The 16,680-nt window shown below is 64.6% G+C and carries 16 protein-coding genes; 8 read left to right on the forward strand and 8 right to left on the reverse strand.

Annotated features, from left to right (window positions below):
- Positions 1–21 precede the first annotated feature (21 nt).
- The 3 genes from CJ179_RS52720 to CJ179_RS15660 all read left to right on the forward strand — a co-directional run bounded on the left by CJ179_RS52720 (position 22) and on the right by CJ179_RS15660 (position 2,103).
- A complete protein-coding gene (locus tag CJ179_RS52720) occupies positions 22–150 on the forward strand; it encodes a hypothetical protein (RefSeq protein WP_257015552.1) in 129 nt (42 codons plus the stop codon).
- 814 nt (positions 151–964) lie between these two features.
- Positions 965–1,489 carry a hypothetical protein gene (locus CJ179_RS15655; protein WP_095862169.1) on the forward strand — a complete coding sequence of 175 codons (525 nt, stop codon included), beginning with the start codon at positions 965–967 and terminating at the stop codon, positions 1,487–1,489.
- Between the two features lie 65 nt (positions 1,490–1,554).
- Positions 1,555–2,103 (forward strand): RES family NAD+ phosphorylase, encoded by a 549-nt coding sequence (locus CJ179_RS15660; protein ID WP_241031343.1) that lies wholly within the window; start codon positions 1,555–1,557, stop codon positions 2,101–2,103.
- Between the two features lie 216 nt (positions 2,104–2,319).
- On the opposite strand, the gene CJ179_RS15665 is transcribed toward CJ179_RS15660, so the two are convergent.
- The 4 genes from CJ179_RS15665 to CJ179_RS15680 form a co-directional block, all read right to left on the reverse strand.
- Positions 2,320–4,302, reverse strand: coding sequence for an acetoacetate--CoA ligase (locus CJ179_RS15665; RefSeq protein ID WP_072937131.1), 1,983 nt, complete (start codon positions 4,300–4,302; stop codon positions 2,320–2,322).
- A 31-nt stretch (positions 4,303–4,333) separates the two neighbouring features.
- Positions 4,334–6,100, reverse strand: a complete 1,767-nt coding sequence (locus CJ179_RS15670) for an FAD-dependent monooxygenase (protein ID WP_095862170.1) — start codon at positions 6,098–6,100, stop codon at positions 4,334–4,336.
- Positions 6,093–6,983: a fumarylacetoacetate hydrolase family protein gene (locus tag CJ179_RS15675; protein WP_095862171.1), complete on the reverse strand. Its 891-nt coding sequence runs from the start codon at positions 6,981–6,983 to the stop codon at positions 6,093–6,095. Before CJ179_RS15675 ends, CJ179_RS15670 begins: the two co-directional genes overlap by 8 nt.
- A 64-nt stretch (positions 6,984–7,047) precedes the next feature.
- Complete coding sequence (locus CJ179_RS15680; protein WP_072937134.1) at positions 7,048–7,620, reverse strand: VOC family protein; 573 nt, start codon at positions 7,618–7,620, stop codon at positions 7,048–7,050.
- A 247-nt stretch (positions 7,621–7,867) separates the two neighbouring features.
- Between CJ179_RS15680 and CJ179_RS15685 the strand changes: the two genes are divergently transcribed.
- The 5 genes from CJ179_RS15685 to CJ179_RS15705 all read left to right on the forward strand — a co-directional run bounded on the left by CJ179_RS15685 (position 7,868) and on the right by CJ179_RS15705 (position 13,365).
- Positions 7,868–9,154 carry a CdaR family transcriptional regulator gene (locus CJ179_RS15685; RefSeq protein ID WP_095862172.1) on the forward strand — a complete coding sequence of 429 codons (1,287 nt, stop codon included), beginning with the start codon at positions 7,868–7,870 and terminating at the stop codon, positions 9,152–9,154.
- 304 nt (positions 9,155–9,458) lie between these two features.
- Positions 9,459–11,051: an FAD-dependent oxidoreductase gene (locus tag CJ179_RS15690; RefSeq protein WP_095862173.1), complete on the forward strand. Its 1,593-nt coding sequence runs from the start codon at positions 9,459–9,461 to the stop codon at positions 11,049–11,051.
- A gap of 24 nt (positions 11,052–11,075) precedes the next feature.
- Entirely contained in the window at positions 11,076–11,453 is a 378-nt protein-coding gene (locus tag CJ179_RS15695) for a nuclear transport factor 2 family protein (RefSeq protein WP_095862174.1), read from the forward strand.
- Between the two features lie 60 nt (positions 11,454–11,513).
- Positions 11,514–12,353: a mycofactocin-coupled SDR family oxidoreductase gene (locus tag CJ179_RS15700; protein WP_095862175.1), complete on the forward strand. Its 840-nt coding sequence runs from the start codon at positions 11,514–11,516 to the stop codon at positions 12,351–12,353.
- A gap of 55 nt (positions 12,354–12,408) precedes the next feature.
- Positions 12,409–13,365, forward strand: a complete 957-nt coding sequence (locus CJ179_RS15705) for an alcohol dehydrogenase catalytic domain-containing protein (RefSeq protein WP_257015662.1) — start codon at positions 12,409–12,411, stop codon at positions 13,363–13,365.
- Between the two features lie 224 nt (positions 13,366–13,589).
- Here CJ179_RS15705 and CJ179_RS15710 read toward each other — a convergent pair whose 3' ends face one another.
- The 4 genes from CJ179_RS15710 to CJ179_RS15725 are packed head-to-tail and all read right to left on the reverse strand — an operon-like array spanning position 13,590 to position 16,665.
- Positions 13,590–14,372 (reverse strand): SDR family NAD(P)-dependent oxidoreductase, encoded by a 783-nt coding sequence (locus CJ179_RS15710; protein ID WP_095862176.1) that lies wholly within the window; start codon positions 14,370–14,372, stop codon positions 13,590–13,592.
- A 45-nt stretch (positions 14,373–14,417) separates the two neighbouring features.
- Positions 14,418–14,753, reverse strand: a complete 336-nt coding sequence (locus tag CJ179_RS15715; RefSeq protein WP_095862177.1) for a non-heme iron oxygenase ferredoxin subunit — start codon at positions 14,751–14,753, stop codon at positions 14,418–14,420.
- 44 nt (positions 14,754–14,797) lie between these two features.
- Positions 14,798–15,301, reverse strand: a complete 504-nt coding sequence (locus CJ179_RS15720; protein WP_095862178.1) for an aromatic-ring-hydroxylating dioxygenase subunit beta — start codon at positions 15,299–15,301, stop codon at positions 14,798–14,800.
- Positions 15,302–15,351: 50 nt separating this feature from the next.
- A complete protein-coding gene (locus CJ179_RS15725) occupies positions 15,352–16,665 on the reverse strand; it encodes a Rieske 2Fe-2S domain-containing protein (RefSeq protein ID WP_095862179.1) in 1,314 nt (437 codons plus the stop codon).
- Between the last annotated feature and the right edge of the window lie 15 nt (positions 16,666–16,680).

Genomic DNA, 16,680 nt, shown 5'->3' on the forward strand with positions numbered 1-16,680 from the left:
ATCCCGAGGAGGACTTGTCCCGTGAATCTCAATGTCGCTCTACTGCTCCTTGTCCTCGCCGGCGGAATCGGTGGCACCGCCGTCATCCAGGCCGCGTTGCGCCGTTCCGCCGACCGCGGTCGACGTGCGGTGTTCCACGTCGACGGCTGATCAAACTCGGTCAAGCTCGCCGGGGGTCGGGAAGGGCAGAGGTGAGCGATCCTGCGATGGGGGTGGGTCTGGTACGGGCGCTGCCGCGGATCCCGTGCCGGCCCACGAACCTATCGACCTGCGTGACAACGCCGGTCCCGGTGGCGGCTGCGACCGCGGCTCGAACGGGCACGGTCGGGATGAGGCCATGCGATTAGCGCGGAGGTCGCAAATGACGAATCCGATGCCGGGCAACTCGGACAGATCCGGTGCGACGGCCTTCACGGCAGAATCGAGTGCCTTCATGTTGTCGATCAACTCGGTATCGGGGGTGCAGATTCGTCTCGCTAGAGGACTGATCGAGGCGGCGTAGCCGGGTTTGGGATCAAGTTTGTGGTGTATGAGTCACGTTCGACTCGTGATGTTTCAAGCCGCGAGTGCGCGGTGGCGGTTGCTTCTAACCTGCAAGGTGAACCATCGACCCTCCAGCACGCGTCGTCAGGGGAAGTCGGCGCGTTTGCCGTCTCTGATCGTCGACGCCACCGCTGCAATCGCGACGCCGGAACGAGCCCCGCAGAGTGTGGTGCCCGGAGCGCCCCGCCGGATGCGGCATCCGCAAGGAAACCTCGGTCACACGGAGGGACCGGCCGGGACCGGCTCCTCGACGAGGTCGAGGGGAACGCTCTGTCGAGGTCGACGATCGGCGGCGATGAGATCGACGTCCGCATTTGACTGTAGATCGGGGAGGTGTGATCGGGCCGACTCTCTGGTTGACGTGGTTGACGACATAAGGCAGCATTATGGTTGACAAGGTTGACGCGAAAGGGCGGGTGTGATGACGTCGCTGGTGGAGCAGGAGAAGCGATTGATGGAGGAGCTGTCGCAGCGTGTGCACCGCACGTTCGCTGCGGCCGCTGCGGCCGGTGTGCCCACCGACGCGTTCGCGGACGTGCAGGCGATCGCTGATGCGATGTCGGCTGCGCTTCCCACCCATCATGTCTATGACCAGGTCGTGGGCCCGTTTTACGATACGGCCGGGCTGACTCGCTGGTGGAATGTCAGTCGGCAGGCGGTGAGCAAGAGGGTCGCTACCAACGCGGTGATCGCCTGCCAACTCGAAGAGGGGCAGTGGGTCTATCCGGTGTGGCAGTTCACCAGCAGCGGCACCGTGGATCCGACGCTGGTGCAGGTGTGGCGTGTCCTGCGTGCGGGGGCGGACCCGTGGACGTGTGCGCTGTGGCTGCGGGCACCGCAGGATGCGTTCGGCGGTAAGACCGCGGCGGGCTGGTTGGCCGAGGGCGGCCGGGTCGACCCGGTCCTGGCGGCGGCCCGCGCGGACGTGCAGCGGTGGGCGGTGTGACCCGTGAGGACGTTGCTCTTCGGGCGCCCGGACCACGCACGCTCACCGGGTTTCCTGGTTGGCGGTTGACTGGGAGGCGGCAGGTCAAGCGTGGTCACCGGGTCTCGAATGGGCCGTGGTGGTTCTCCTCTTCGGGTGGCGGACGATTCGATCTGTCCGCGCCGCGGGGTACGTGTTACGTCGCATTCGATGAGGCGACGGCGATCCGGGAGACGGTGGGGGAGGCGTTGGCATCGCTCGGGGTGATCGCCCACGACTTCGCGGCCGAGCGGGCACTGTCGACTCTCCGGGTACCGGGCACCCATGACCTCGCCGACACCTGCGCTGACGCGGCTGCCGCGTTCGGGCTCACCCGGGAGTTGTGTTCGATGACACCGTACGACGTTCCCCGGTCGTGGGCGGCGGCGTTCGATGTCGAGTTCGACGGCATCCGGTATCAGACGCGGTTCACCACGGGCCCGGCGGCGAATGCGGCCGCAGTGTTCGGTCCGGCCGGTGAGGTGTCCTGGCCTGTGGACCCGCGCCCGGAGTCTTTCATGGCGGCGGCGAGGCGTTGTGATATTGCGGTACAGCCGCTTCCGCGGTCGGTCCGGGTCCTCGATCCGCCAACCTGACGATCCAGGGCCGGCTCGGTAGGGCGATGTGTCGCGCGTCGAGTGCCGGACACAGCAGCCGTGCGTGGAAGCGCCGCGTCCGTGGCCCGTGCTGCGAGGGGGCCGCGGTCCCGTGATCGACTGACAGGGCGTTGTTCATTGTTTCTCTTTGGTTTGCGACGAAGCTGCGGGGGTGCAACAGGGCAGTTCCGAGGGGACTATCGCTCCCTGAGCAAGTCAGCCACCCTCGCTGTTGCTGTGAAAGCGTTCGGCATAGTCGATGTACCAGTCGAGGGCGGCGGCGTCGGCGACGGTGGCGCGGTTGATCGCGGTCTCGGGAGCCACTCCCTGGATCAGCTTCTTGACGGGAATCTCGAGCCGCTTGCCGGTGCGGGTGGTGGGAACTGCAGGAACATCGATGATCTCGTCCGGAACGTGCCGGGGCGAGGTCTGACGGCGGATCGAGGTGCGAATCTTCTCCACGAGAGCCTCGTCGAGGTCAAATCCTTCGCGCAGCACCACGAACAGCGGCATGTGATAGCCCCCGTGGGGTAACTCGGCGCCGATCACCAGTGCCTCGGCGATCTCGGGAAGCGTTTCGACGGCTTGATAGATATCCGCCGACCCCATCCGGACACCGCCGCGGTTGATTGTCGAGTCCGACCGACCGTGGACCACGCAACCGCCGTCGGCTTCCATGCTGATCCAGTCGCCGTGCCGCCATACCCCGGGATAAACATCGAAATAGGCTTCCCGGTAGCGGTTTCCGTCGGGATCGTTCCAGAAGTAGATCGGCATCGACGGCATCGGTGCGGCGATCACCATTTCCCCGACCTCGCCGACGACCGCCTGACCGGCCTCGTTCCAGGCCTGCACATCGACCCCCAGGTAGGGGCCTTGGAGTTCCCCGACGCGAACAGGGGAGATCGGGTTGGCGCCGATGAATCCGGTGGCCACGTCGGTGCCGCCGCTGTCCGACCCCAGGTGCACGTCCGCGCTGACTGCGTCGTAGACCCACCGCCAGGTGGTGTCCGGTAGCGGCGAACCGGTCGACATGATCGACCGCAACCTCGACAGGTCGAAATCGGTACCGGGCTGGGTGCCGCCCTTTTCGCACAGCGTCAGGTAGGCCGCGCCGGTGCCGAATCTCGTTGCCCCGTAGCGGGCGCAGACCTCGAATTGGTGGTCTGGCCGGCCGTAGGTGGGGCTGCCGTCGTAGGTGATCACGGTGGCGCCGACCGCCAGGACGTCGACCAGCATGTTCCACACCACCCAGGCGGTGCTCGCGGCGATGAACACCCGATCGGCGGGGCCGAGGTCATAGTGCAGCGCGTTGGCCTTGAGGGATTCGAGCAGGATTCCGCCGTGCGAGTGGACGATGCCCTTGGGGAGGCCGGTGGTGCCGGAACTGTAGAGGATCCACAACGGGTGATCGAACGGCACCTGCTCGTACTGTGGTGCGGCGTCCCCGACGACGAGGTCGGCGTAATCGGCGACCTCGGGCGGGAGCCGCCCCTCGAGGCCGAGGTTGCGGACCATGATGGTGTGCCGCACGGTTGGGAGCTGTTCCAGCAGTGCGGAGAAGACGTCGCGGCGGTCGATGCGCTTGCCGTTGAATTGGTAGCCGTCCACCCCGATCAGCACGGTCGGCTCGATCTGCGCGAACCGGTCGACCAGCCCTTTGACGCCGAAATCCGGTGCGCAGCAGGACCACACCGCACCGATGCTGGCTGCGGCCAGCACCGCGACGACGGTGGGGGCGATGTTCGGTAAGACCGCGGCGACCCGGTCGCCGGAACGCACTCCGATCTCGCGGAAGTGCGCGGCGAGGTTGGCGACCTGCGCGACCAGCTCGGCCCGCGATAGTTCCCCGGTCGTGCCCGTCTCGTTTACCGAGATGATCGCCGGCCCGGGCTCGTCGACGTGACGGAGGAGGTTCTCCGCCCAGTTCAGCCGAGTGCCCGGGAACCACCGGGCACCGGGCATCCGCGGGTCGGCGAGCACCGTTTGCGGCGGCGCCGAGGCGATCACGTCGAAATACTCCCAGATCGAGAGCCAGAACTTGTCGAGGTCACTGATCGACCAGCACCAGAGCGAATCGAAATCGTCGGTGGGGACATTCTTCTCGGTAGCGAGCCAGCGTTGGTACCGGATGATGTTCGAGGCCGAGACCCGCCCGGGCGGCGGCGTCCACAGCACTTCACGTCCTGGCGTGGTCATAGTCGTGCGTCCTTTCCGGTGGGTCCCGCCGTCAGCGTGAGAGCACGGTGCCGAGTGCGCGGGTGAGCTCGTCGGCGGGGTCGGCGGCGGTGCCGGTGCTGCGCCAGGCGACGTGGTTGTCCGGACGGACCAGGATCGCCCCGGTGTCGTCGATCTGGCGGAGTTCGCTCCACCGGCCGGTGGGGTCGGTGTAGTCGGTGCCGTCGCCGATCTGCGCGACCTTGATCTGGACACCGAACTTGTCCATGGCGAGTCGGGCGGCGTCGGACCATGCGGCACCGTCCGTAGCAGTGATGAGCACGAAGTGAGCGTTGTTCCCGGTGAGGTCGTGGGTGGAGATCTGCCTGCCGTCGTGTTCGATCCACGCGTGGGGCAGTCGGTGCCCGGGACGGGTGGTGGGGTAGTACGTGTGCCCCATCGGGTCACGCGGCGGTGCCTCGGTGCCGTCCGGGACGAGTGCCCCTTCCGGGTAGGAGAAGCCGATCTCGAGATCGTGAGCCTGGAATTCGGTGCGCTGGGTACTGATCACCTCGGCTGCACGCGCACGGCGGGTTTCACCCATCGGGGTGTCGGAGAAAAAGTCCCGGAACACCTGGACCTGAGCCTCGACGGGCTGCCCGGGGATCAGGCCGAGACCCGCGTCGATGACCATGTGATTGAGGAAGGTGAACATGGCCCAGTCGACATTGCGCATCCCGACAAGGCGACGTTCGGGCTCGTAGGTGTCGAGCAGGGTAGGGGCGGCGTCCCCTTTCAGGACCGCAGCCAGCTTCCACGCCAGGTTGTGGGCGTCCTGGACGGCGGTGTTCAGACCCAGTCCCGTGGTCGGCGGGTGTCGGTGTGCGGCGTCGCCGGCGAGGAAGATGCGGCCCACCTGGTACTTGTCGGCGAGCACACCTTCGAGGATCCAGTGGCTGACCTTGTGGACCGTCATCTCCAGGTCGGGCAGCTTGAGTAGTTCGCGGATCCGGGGAACGATCGCGTCTTCGTCGAAGCGAGCGGGATCGTCGGGCCGGAAGGTGAAGTGGAGGACGAATTCTTCCGAATGTTTGCCCCAGGTCGGCCCCATCGCGGCCATGGCGCCGCTGCTCCAGGACCCGGCGCCCTCGGGGTTGAGGAGCCAGGTGATCAGGACGTCGTCTTCCCACCACTGCGACAGGTCCGCGGTGAAATGGGTGCTGACCATGTCCAGGATGCCGCTCGGGCCCTCCATCGTGATTCCGAGTTCGGGGCCGACGGTCTTGCCGCCGTCCGCGGCAACCATGTACTGGGCGTGGACGGTGTAGGTCTCCTGCGTTTCCCGGTTCACGATGACCGCGTGCACACCGTCGTCGTCCTGCTCGAACGAGACCAGCTCACGACCGAAGTGTATCGAGCCCGGTGCCCGGTCCTCCGCATGCTGCCGGAGCAGCCGTTCGAGACGGATCTGGGGGTAGTTGCTGGACGGGCACGGGCTGTCGACTGCGTACGCACTCTCGAGCCGTCCGCCGCCGAACGACTCCAGCGTGAACAGGGTGCGGCCGTCGAGTTCGCCGTCACCCCCGAGAGAGGTCACCCATCGGGTCTTGCCCATCTTCCTCGGCGGGGTGCCCACTTCGTAGATCGAGTCCGCGACGCCGACCTGGCGCAGCACCTCCATCGTGCGCTGGTTGAGGTAGTGGGCCTTCGGCAGGTGGGAGGTGCCGGTGTGCCGCTCGACGAGATGGTGATCGATGCCGTGCTCGGAGAGGAGGATCGAGGTGGTCAATCCGCACCCGCCTCCACCGACGACGAGTACGGGGACGGTGATGTCAGACATGGTGTGTGCTCCTGGAAAGAGTGGTGAGGGGGTGCGGACGGTCGGTGGCGGCGAAGCGGTGCCGCATCTCGCCGATGCCTTCGGCGCGGCTGACGAGTTCGTCGTCGAAACCGATGAGCCGTTGGGGATCGCGGGTGAAGCCGATCCCCGAGGGGGTGCCGGTGAAGATGAGGTCGCCGGGGCGCAGCGGCAGAATCGAGGACAGGTAGGACACGAGGACCGGGATCGGGAAGATCAGGTGCCGGGTCCGCGACTTCTGCATGAGCTCGCCGGAGAGGACCGTGCTGATCTCGATGTCGTCGGGGTCGCCGAATTCGTCGGGCGTCACGAGCAGGGGTCCGATCGGGGCGAATCCGGCGAAGGACTTGCCGAGGTTGAACTGCTGTGGCGGGGGACCGGACAGCTGCAGGTCCCGCTCGGACAGGTCCTGGCCGAGGGTCAGCCCCGCCACGTGGTCCCAGCCCTGGGAGGCGGGCACGTTTCGGGCTTCCTTGCCGATGACCGCCACGAGTTCGACCTCGAAATCCACCGAGCCACCGGGGTGTTCGATGGTGTCGTACGGCCCGGCGATCGACGCGGGGAACTTGGTGAACACGAACGGGGCGTCGGGCAGTGTGAGCCCGGATTCCTCGACGTGATCGGCGTAGTTGACGCCGACGGCAAAGATCTGGCCGGGCCGGGGAACCGGAGCGCCCAGCTTCGACTCGTCCACCGGTACCCCGTCCGCCAGGTCCGCGGTGCGTGACCAGGCGGTGAACTCGTCCCACCGGTCGAAAATCTGCTGGGGCTCGGCGGAAAAGCGGCCCCCGCTGGCCGTCTCGACGTCGACGGCAACGCCGTCCGCCACGACCTGGAGCAGGCCGGCTTGGTTTGCTACACGCATGAAGATTGTCCTTCGGTGAAAGAGAATTGCCGCTGTGCCGAGCCGAGCGTGAGTTCGAGTGGGGTCAGCTGGTCAACGCCGCCATCGGGTCGGGCAGGTCGGGGCTGGTCTGCAGGGCCCAGGAGTGGGTGGTGATCTGCGAGATCGGGGTGCCGTTCACGAGTGCTTCCCGCATCAACTCCGGTACGAACGACACTCCGACCGGGTTGTTGCCGTACTCCGGGCCGTTCATGTAGGCCGTTGCCTCGTCCGGGGTGGTGAAGTTGTCGATCTGGAGTTCCACGAAGTTGCCGTCCGGATCCTGGTAGTACAGCGACGTCGTCACCCCGTGCTGGATCGGCACTTTCGGCTCGATCCCCCGCTCCTTCAGGGAGTCGTAGCGATCGAGCAGATCATCGAGAGTGTCGAACGTGTAGGCGGTGTGATGCATACCCGACGCGCCCGGGTTCCTCGGTTCGAGCTGCACCGGTGCGCCCAGCAGCGCGACCCGGTGGTGTTCCTCGTCGAAGGTGATGAAGCACAAACCGTGCCCTTCGTAGACCACGTGCGCGTCCAGCACGGTGCAGTACCAGTCGCGCATCTCCTCGAACCGGCTGGTCTGCAGCACGACGTGCGCGAACTTGGGGGTGGCGGTCATCGTTGACTCCTTTGTGTCCACGGGTCACTCATGGGTGGTGTAATGCGAAACATGTGTTGACGACACCGGGTGAACGCCATGTCCGAGAGACCCGGTGCTGTGGTGCCCGTCACTGATCGATGACACAATTTCATTCAATTTCAGCGCGTGTTGCTACTGGCTGAGGACCAGGAACACTCGAGGAATTTGGGTTCGAGCCCAATTCGGGCGGATCGTAGTGGTCGGGGGCAGAGTGGAAGGATGTCGAGTGCCGCACTGGACTCACGAACTCGCGGGCACCCGCGCCCGGCAATCCGAACGCGAATGGCTCAGTCCCGACGCGGATCGCATCCGCTCCACCTTGGGCGACGGCGCTGTGACCTGGGCTGTCGAGGTAGGCGAGGATATCGCGACCAGGATCTCGCGGGAAATGCCGATCCTTCGGGAAGGAGCCTCACAGCCCAGTGCCGTGCGCAGGGCGACGACGTCGACAGCACTACGGGCCCTGACATTGGTCGCCGGCCTCGGTGAACCCGATACCTCCCTGGCGAGTGCCGAGGTCGAGGAGGTTGCGGTGGACTTCGCCCGCCGAGGCCTGGAACTCAATGATCTTCTCGGCTCGATCCGAGTCGGGTACGCCGTTCTCGCAGCCGCCATCCTCGATGCGGCCCTCCGGTTGATCCCGCCGGCGGAGAGCAGCGCTGAGTTGCGGCGGGTCTCGGTGCTGCTCTTCGAGGTCTTGGACCAGTTCACCGGAGTCGCTGCCACTACCTTTCTCGAGGAGCGGAGCGCCTGGGCGGCCGGGGTCTCTGCCGCTCGACTCGATTTCGTCAAGAAGATCGTCGAGGCCGAACCCGTCGACCCTTCTCGCGCAGACGAGGTGCTGGGATACCCGCTCGGCGGACACCATCTGGCGATCATCGCGTGGAGCGGGCCGCACGCGGGTCACGATCTGCGAAGCATCGTCGACCCTGTGTTGCGGCACTGGGGAATTCCTACAGCCACGCTGGTGATTCCCGTGGGGCTTCAGACGATATGGGCGTGGGGTGCGGTCTCCCCGGATCAAGGGCATGTCCTCCGAGGGCCTTTGCCGGAATTCGGTGACATCTCCGTCGTCGTCGGCCAACTGGGATCCGGAGTGGATGGCTTTCGGCGCAGTCACATGGAGGCCAGGGCAGTGGAGCGGATAGTGCGTCTTCGCGCCGATCAGCCGCGCACCACGTGCACGCACGAAGATTTCGCCCTCGAAGTGCTTCTCCTCGCCGAACCAGATGCCGCCGCCGGATTCGCCAGTCGCCTGCTCGGCCCCCTCGCCGACGACGACGCCCGGACTGCCGATCTGCGATCGACCCTCATTCGCTATCTCGACATGGATCACAGCCTGGCCAAAGTCGCTGCTGCCGAACATATTTCCAAGAACACGGTCACGTATCGAGTCCATAAGGCATTGAGCCTGTGTGAACATCCACCTGGAGCCTCGACCACCAACCTGCGGGCCGCACTCAGGGTCCACGAATGGCTCCGAGGTGGCACCACGTCCCGGCCCGACGCCTGAACCAGCGGTCCAGGCGATGTGAGTTCGCGCCGATGTTGGTCTCTGGACCAATGCCGGGCGAGAACGCTGGGCTCTATCCCAGTGCGAACCCCGCCACCCTTGGGCTGTAATTGTGGCACACACCACACAGTGTGTGCGGGTGGAACCGGATGCTCGCTGCGCCCTGCACTGCCGATGAGCTTTGAATTGTGATGTTTTGACGCAACTTTCGTCGACCGAAGTCTAGGAATATCGGCACGTCTTCCGCCGCTGCACCGTCCTGCTGAGGATGCCGTTCCGGAACTGATGCTGTGAAAGGCTGGTTATGAATCACGAGTGGGACGAAACCGTAGATGTTCTGGTCGCGGGAAGTGGAATCGGAGGTCTGGGTTCTGCCGTGATCGCCGCGGCGGGCGGCGCCGACGTCACCGTCGTCGAGAAGGCTTCCGTCATCGGTGGAACTACCGCGAAATCCGCTGCTTACATGTGGATTCCGAACAACAAGTATCTGCGCGCCACCGGACGCACGGATCCGCGCGACGATGCCCTCCGGTATATGGCGAAGCTGTCGCGCCCCAGACTGTACAACCCCGACCATCCCACCCTGGGTTTGCCCGAGTGGGAGTACGACGGCCTGACGGCCTTCTACGACAACGCCTCGGATGCGGCCGAAGCGTACGAGAACCTCGCGGGGCTGAAGTTCGGGCATGCTGCAGACTTCCCCGACTACTACGCGCACCTTCCCGAGGACGCGGCTCCGACAGGCCGCGTGCTGTTCCCGGAAGAAAGCGAAGGTGGGCCCACCGGCGGATCGATCCTGATCGAAACTCTGGCTCGGGCTTGTGAACGTGCCAACGTCCCTGTTCGCACAGATTCCCGTGTGGTCGAGCTCGTTCAGGACGCGACCGGTGCGATCATCGGTGCCGTCGTCGAGTCGGCAGGACGGACAATCCGCATCCGGACACGCCGCGGAGTAATCTGCGCCACCGGCGGTTTCACCCAGGACCCGGAATTGCGTCTGCGCTTCTTGGACCATTCCTACGTCGGTGGTTGTGCGGCTCGGACGAACACCGGCGACCTTCTCGCAATCGCACGCGAGGTCGGCGCCGATCTGGCAAATTTGAACGTGGGCATGCGAGCCCCGATGGTCCTCGAGCGCCTCCAGAAGGACCCGGTGGCCGTCCGCGGCTCGTTCATGATTCCGGGCGACTCGATGATCATCGTCAACCGGTTCGGCAAGCGCGTCATCAGCGAGAAGGTGCCATACCACGACTTCGCGCGGGCGTTCTTCGACTGGGACAGCCAGCAAGGCACCTACCCGAACAACCCGCTCATCGCAATCTGGGACGACCCTGCCCGGCGATTCGGCGGAGAGGGCTTCGGCAACCCCATCCCACCTCAGGGTGAGGACGACTACTGGGTCATCAAGGCCGACTCGTTGGCGGACCTCGAAAAGGGAATCGCGGAACGGCTCGAGACGCTGCGCGAATATACCGGCCCGATCGAGTTGGACACGGATTTCGGTGCCACACTCACCGGCACCGTCAACCGGTGGGCCGAGATGTCCGCAGAAGGCATCGATCACGACTTCGGCCGCGGTTCGACGCCGATCGAGCAGGCCCTGAGCGCCTATTTCGGTGTGGGGGCGGGACCGAATCCGATGATGGCCCCGCTCGCCGACCAGGGGCCCTACTACGCCACCATCCTGGGGCCGGCTCTCATCGATACTGCCGGCGGGCCGCGCGTCGACAAGAACTGCCAAGTCGTCCGACCCGACAGCACACCGATCACGGGCCTCTACGCCGTCGGGAACTGCGCTGCAACACCGTCCGGCGAGGCCTACTGGGCCGGCGGGCACACCATCGGATTCATCCAATGCTCCGCGTACCTCGCGGCTCGGCACATCACCAAGGTCTGACCCCTTCGAAGGCAAGGAAAGAACATGACCCAGACAACGATCGACCTCGATTCGACCACCCGTGTGTTCTACCGTGAGGTCGACGCCAACGACCCCGGAGTCTTCCAGCGTTGCCTTACTGCGGACGCGGTCTTCGGCTTCAACGACGTGGACCCGGTCGCGGGAGTCGAGGCCATCGGCGCCTTCGTGTCCGCCTGGAAAGGCAACTTCAAGGCCGTCCTGCATCAACTCGACAACCTCGTCGTCGACACGACGAAAAACACCGTTGCCGTGGAAATCACCGTGTCCTACGTCTTCCCCGACGGCAACGAGGTCAAGGTCAAGGGCTCGTCGTTCCTCGAGTTCGCCGGCGCCGACATCGCGAGCTGGCGTGTGTATGTCGACACCAGCCGATTGAGCTGAGCCCGCACTCGGATTCTCACATTCGACCCCCTAACACCACATCACCGACAGGAGAGATCGATGGGACGAGTAGAAGGCAAGGTCGCGCTGATCACCGGAGCGGCGCGCGGACAAGGTCGCAGCCACGCTCTGCGGCTCGCCGAGGAAGGCGCAGATATCATTGCGATCGACATCTGCGATCAGGTCGCGAGTGCCGACCACACGATGGGCACCGAAGAGGACTTGCAGGAAACTGTCGTTCTGGTCGAAAAACTCGACCGCAGGATCGTCGCGATCAAGGCTGACGTCCGCGACCGTTCCGCTCTCGAGAGCGCCGTGGCGGAGGGTGTCGCCGAACTCGGCCGCCTCGATATCGTCTCCGCGAATGCAGGCATCGCGTCGACGGGACCGCTTGTGGGCCTCCCGGAACAAACCTGGCAGGACGTCATCGACATCGACCTGACCGGTGTATTCCACACCATCAACGCTGCCGTACCTCATATCGTCGCTGGTGGTCGTGGTGGCTCGATTGTGTTGACCAGCTCCGCCGCCGGAGCGGCCGGGGTGCAGAACCTGGGTCACTATGTCGCTGCAAAACACGGCGTCCTGGGTCTGATGAAATCGCTCGCCCTGGAACTCGGACCGCAATTCATCAGAGTCAATTCGGTTCTTCCGACCAACGTCGACACCCCGATGATCCAGAACGAGACGATCATGAAGCTCTTCCTGCCGCACCTCGAGCACCCCAGCCGCGCCGATGCAGAGAAGCCGGATTCCAACTACCGTGCGGCGAACGTCTTGCCTATTCCGTGGGTCGATCCGGTCGACATCAGCAACGCAGTTCTCTATCTCGCCTCGGACGAGTCCCGCTACGTCACGGGAATCACTCTGCCCGTCGACGCCGGCTTCCTGATCAAGTAAATCCAGCTACCGATCGGCTATGCGCAAGTCAGGAGAGTTCAGAGTGAAAGCGTGGATGTTCAACGGTGTCGGGTCACCGATCGAACTTGTCGATGTCCCGGATCCAATCCCGGGTCCCGGCGAGGTTGTGGTGGATCTCAAAGCGGTCGGCCTATGCCACACAGACGTGGGCATCACAGACGGGACGATGGCCGAGATCCTCGGCTTCACCCCCATCATCCTCGGACACGAAGCTGCCGGAGTTGTCTCCGCTGTCGGCGACCGAGTCGAGACGGTCTCGATCGGAGACCGTGTCGCAGTCAGCGCCATGGGAGACGGCAAAAGCGGAGTTCTCGGACAGAAGAACATCGGGGTCGGACGCCACGGTGCGTACGCAGAAAAGACGCTGGCGCCGGCCGGCGAGATCATCCCCCTCCCAGCCACCGTGCCGTTCGAGCAGGCAGCTGCTGCTACCGATGCCGGCATGACGTCGTATCACGCGGTCTTCGCGCGCGGCGGCCTGAAACCCGGTACGAGAGTGGGCATCATCGGTCTCGGCGGACTCGGAATGACCGCCGCACGGTTGGCGGTGCTCGGTGGCGGTGAAGTCTACGCAGCGGAGATCAATCCCCAGGTACACGCGGCCGGAATCGAACGCGGCGTGAAGCAGGTTGTCGACGACGTCAAGGACCTCGCGGCGTTCGAACTCGACCTGATCGTCGACTTCGCGGGCTTCGGGACTACCACCGCCGGTGCAATCGAAGTGGTCAATAGCGGCGGCCGCGTCGTCCAGGTCGGTCTCGGCCGAGCCGAAGCGACCATCAACACCCATCTTCTGACCATGAAGGAGGTGGAGCTGCGTGGGTCGATCGGAGGAACGCCCGCCGATACCGTCGAAGTCTTGAAGTTCATCGCGTCCGGGGATCTGGCAATCTCGACGCAGTCGATCGGATTCACCGAGATCGATACGGGCCTCGAGCAGTTGGCTCGCGGCGAAGTCGGTGGGAAGCGACTCGTCGCGCTCTTCGACTGACACAGGGAGTGCCACCGCACTCCATACTGGCAGAGTGTATGCGTCTGACACTGTCGCCAACGCGGCCAGAACGTTCGACTACGTGGCGGCGGCTTTCCACCGATCTCGTCAGCGATGGTTCCACGCCGTCACGTTGTCGGTGAATGGTGGATTGATCGAAACGCCGGAGGCATTCGAGAGCACGACCTCGAGCAGGGATTCGCCGCCTCGACGTCGTGCTCCGTCTAGAGCATCGAACTGCCACCGTTCACGCTGATCACCTGACCGGTTACGTAGGACGCTTCTTCGGAAGCGACGAAGGCTACTGTGGCTGCGACTTCCTCGACGGTCCCGGGGCGGTTCATCGGAATGAGGTTGCGCATCTGGGCGCCGAAGACCGCCATGTCCTCCTTCGCTTCGGGGGTCGCGGACGCCAATTTGGCTGCGGCCTCTGGTGTCTCGATCCACGCGGGGGCGACCGTGTTCACGGTGATTCCGGAATGCGCGAACTCTCGTGCGAGTCCGGTACCGAACGCATGGACCCCGCCCTTGGCGGCGTTGTAGATCGCGTGCCGGTACAGACCGTTGCGCACGGATTCCGCTCCTATGTGCACGATCCGGCCGTAACCGGCGTCCACCATGTGGGGCAGCGCCTCGAGTGTGGTGTACAGGGTCGTCCAGAGATTGCGGTCGATGGTGGCCCGCAAGGTCTCCTCGGTGTGGTCGAACGTGGGAAGGATGACGCCACCGCCCGCGCAGTTCACCAGCACGTCTACCGCGCCGCGTTCCGTGACAGTCCGTCGGATGAGGTCGGCGGCGTCCTCACGTTGTGAGAGGTCTCCGACGATTGTGGTCACGGACGCCGCGTTGCCGGGGCGAAGGTGCTCGGCCACCGCCTCCACCGCGTCGGCACTGATGTCTCCGAGGACGAGGTCCGCCCCTTCGTCGGCGAGTCGCACGGCGATGGCGCGGCCGATGCCGCTGCCGGCCCCGGTGACAACCGCAGTCCGGCCTTTGAATCTGTTCATGTGGTGCTGCTGCCTTCCTCTGGAATATGCTGGACGCGAGAGTGTTCAGTCTTCGTTCGGTGCTACGTACACCCGGCCGTCGCTCAACACGGTCCGATACTTCGTCAACGCCAGCACCGCGGGAAAGCACAGGGGTGCTCCGGTGCGGACGTCGAACCGGGCCATGTGGAGTGTGCAGAGCACCTCGTGGCCCTCGAGTTCGCCCTCCTCGCCCAGCGACCACTTCTCGTGACTGCAGGAGTCGGAGGTCGCGTAGAACTCGCCGTCGACGCGATAGACGGCGATCCCGCCATCCGCCTCCAAGCGTAGGGTTTCGCCGTCGGCCAGATGTTCCTCGTTGCACGCGAAGATCAGTGCTGCGGTTGATATTTCCGGTGCCATGGTCGGTCCTCTCGTGATGCGCGGATACGGTGCGCGGTGACAGTTCAGATGATGAAGCTGATCTTGCCCTGGGGATCGAGCATGTCGTGAGCGAGAACGGCCCGCTTCCTGCGGATCAGGAAGGAGGAACCTCGAGGTGCCAGGTCGTAGTCGTAGCGGCCGACATACGTGTCGAACTTGCCGGCTTTCGCGCGGTTGATGATGAAATTGGCTGTGACGGAGATCGACTCGTTGTTCTGTGTCAGGATTCGCACGTTGCCGATGATTCGACTGGTCTGTGAATGGGGAAATTCGGCGTGCGCCTCCGGCTTCTTGAGGCGAATCACCCTCTGCTCGAGCATGGTGCGGCCGTCGTGGATGAGTGACCACGTGAGACCGGGGTCCGCGTCCGGCCGGTCCGTGGCGGGTACTTCGTACGTGCAATCGAGTGTGAACAGGTCGAGCCACTCCTCGAGCCGCCATTCGTCGATCAGGCCGGCTTCGTGGAACAGGAATTCCTCGACCGCGCTACGCGTCGTGATGGTGGGTGTCTCTGACACGGAAGTCATGGGGGTGTCCTTCTGAGGTGACTGGCGGATGTGCGGCTTATCGAACGAGGTCAGGCATCGGCAGCCTGCTTGTCGAAGGGAACGAACGACGTGCCTTCGGCGGGGAGTTGCTGTCCGGTGATGCGCCGGTTCCATTCCCGCCACCAGGACCGCATCTGCAGTTCGTCGTTGGCCGCCGGCACGGGCTTGCCCATTCCCTTCGACACGTCGGACCAGCCGACCTCGCCGCGTGCGCCGAACCCCTTCTGGGCCTGTTCGAGGGCCTCGACGTCGTCGGGGGTCGCGAGGCCGGCCGGCCCCCAGAAGGTGAGTGCATTGTTGATGCGGTATCTGACGAACTCCTCGTCGACACCCTTGGGGATGATCTGCCAACCGGTGACGAGCGTTTCCGATGGGCTCACCGGGTGGAATGTGCGCAGCGTCAATCCGAAGCTGAGATCGATCAGGATGAGGCTGGGGAAGAACACCGAATTTCGCGCGAGGCCGAACATCGCGTTGGCATAGTTCTCACCGAAGGACTGTTCGGCTTGCGACCGCAGGCCGGCGAGGGTCTGCTTGACACTGTCGGTGGCCAGGGGAAGTCCGTTGGCCGGATACATCAATGTGGCGTGCCCGTTAGGGAATTCGGTTCCCATACCGGCCGGTGCCACACCGTTGACGGTCTCCTTGCCCAGCATCGGTGGTGTGGCACCGAGTTCCATCATCATTTCGAAGTAGGTGTGGTGAACGGACTTGGCGTGATACCCGTCGATGCTGTTCTCGACGAGGAGCTTCCAGTTGGCCTTCAGTGAGTACTTGTGGGTTCCCTCCAGGATCGCGACGCCTTCGGGGGACTGATCGGCTGCCAGATCGATGAAATAGCGGGCGTCGCCGAGGTACGTCAGCAGATCAGGCGCGTCGGGATCGAAGTTCACGAAGTAGAGCCCCCGGTAGGAGTCCACCTGCGCCGGAGACTGCAGGCCCTTGTACACGGCAGCCGGCTCGCTCTTGTAGTCCTCGTTGCCGGGCACATTGACCAACTCGCCCGAGTTCCGGTACGCCCAGCCGTGGTAGAAGCAGGTGAAGATCTTCGCATTGCCGGAGCTGTGCCGGCAGACGGAGGATCCGCGGTGCAGGCAGGTGTTGAGCAGCACCCGGACGTCACCGTGCCGGTCCCGGTTGAAGATCACCGGTCGGCCGCCGACGTCCCGGGTCTGGAAGTCGTTCTTGCCGGGAATCTCGGACTCGTGTCCGACGTACAGCCACGTCTTGTCGAAGATCTCTTTTCGTTCGCGCTGCAACACGTCCTCGGAAGTGAAGGCTTCACGGTTGACCCGGAAAAGGCTGTTCTCGCGGTCGTCGATGATGAATTGCTCTGCGGTCATGGGGCTGATCCGTTC

Origin of the sequence: Rhodococcus sp. ACS1 (assembly GCF_002300155.1) — a bacterium.
GTDB lineage: Bacteria > Actinomycetota > Actinomycetes > Mycobacteriales > Mycobacteriaceae > Rhodococcus_F > Rhodococcus_F koreensis.

Excerpts from the sequence above, each read along its gene's own strand:
- CJ179_RS15655 (WP_095862169.1), top strand. The coding sequence starts at position 965 with ATGACGTCGCTGGTGGAGCAGGAGAAGCGATTGATGGAGGAGCTGTCG.
- CJ179_RS15680 (WP_072937134.1), bottom strand. The coding sequence starts at position 7,620 with ATGACCGCCACCCCCAAGTTCGCGCACGTCGTGCTGCAGACCAGCCGG.
- CJ179_RS15710 (WP_095862176.1), bottom strand. The coding sequence starts at position 14,372 with ATGAACAGATTCAAAGGCCGGACTGCGGTTGTCACCGGGGCCGGCAGC.
- CJ179_RS15700 (WP_095862175.1), top strand. The coding sequence starts at position 11,514 with ATGGGACGAGTAGAAGGCAAGGTCGCGCTGATCACCGGAGCGGCGCGC.
- CJ179_RS15715 (WP_095862177.1), bottom strand. The coding sequence starts at position 14,753 with ATGGCACCGGAAATATCAACCGCAGCACTGATCTTCGCGTGCAACGAG.
- CJ179_RS15675 (WP_095862171.1), bottom strand. The coding sequence starts at position 6,983 with ATGCGTGTAGCAAACCAAGCCGGCCTGCTCCAGGTCGTGGCGGACGGC.
- CJ179_RS15690 (WP_095862173.1), top strand. The coding sequence starts at position 9,459 with ATGAATCACGAGTGGGACGAAACCGTAGATGTTCTGGTCGCGGGAAGT.
- CJ179_RS15705 (WP_257015662.1), top strand. The coding sequence starts at position 12,409 with ATGTTCAACGGTGTCGGGTCACCGATCGAACTTGTCGATGTCCCGGAT.
- CJ179_RS15725 (WP_095862179.1), bottom strand. The coding sequence starts at position 16,665 with ATGACCGCAGAGCAATTCATCATCGACGACCGCGAGAACAGCCTTTTC.
- CJ179_RS15720 (WP_095862178.1), bottom strand. The coding sequence starts at position 15,301 with ATGACTTCCGTGTCAGAGACACCCACCATCACGACGCGTAGCGCGGTC.
- CJ179_RS15665 (WP_072937131.1), bottom strand. The coding sequence starts at position 4,302 with ATGACCACGCCAGGACGTGAAGTGCTGTGGACGCCGCCGCCCGGGCGG.
- CJ179_RS15670 (WP_095862170.1), bottom strand. The coding sequence starts at position 6,100 with ATGTCTGACATCACCGTCCCCGTACTCGTCGTCGGTGGAGGCGGGTGC.
- CJ179_RS15695 (WP_095862174.1), top strand. The coding sequence starts at position 11,076 with ATGACCCAGACAACGATCGACCTCGATTCGACCACCCGTGTGTTCTAC.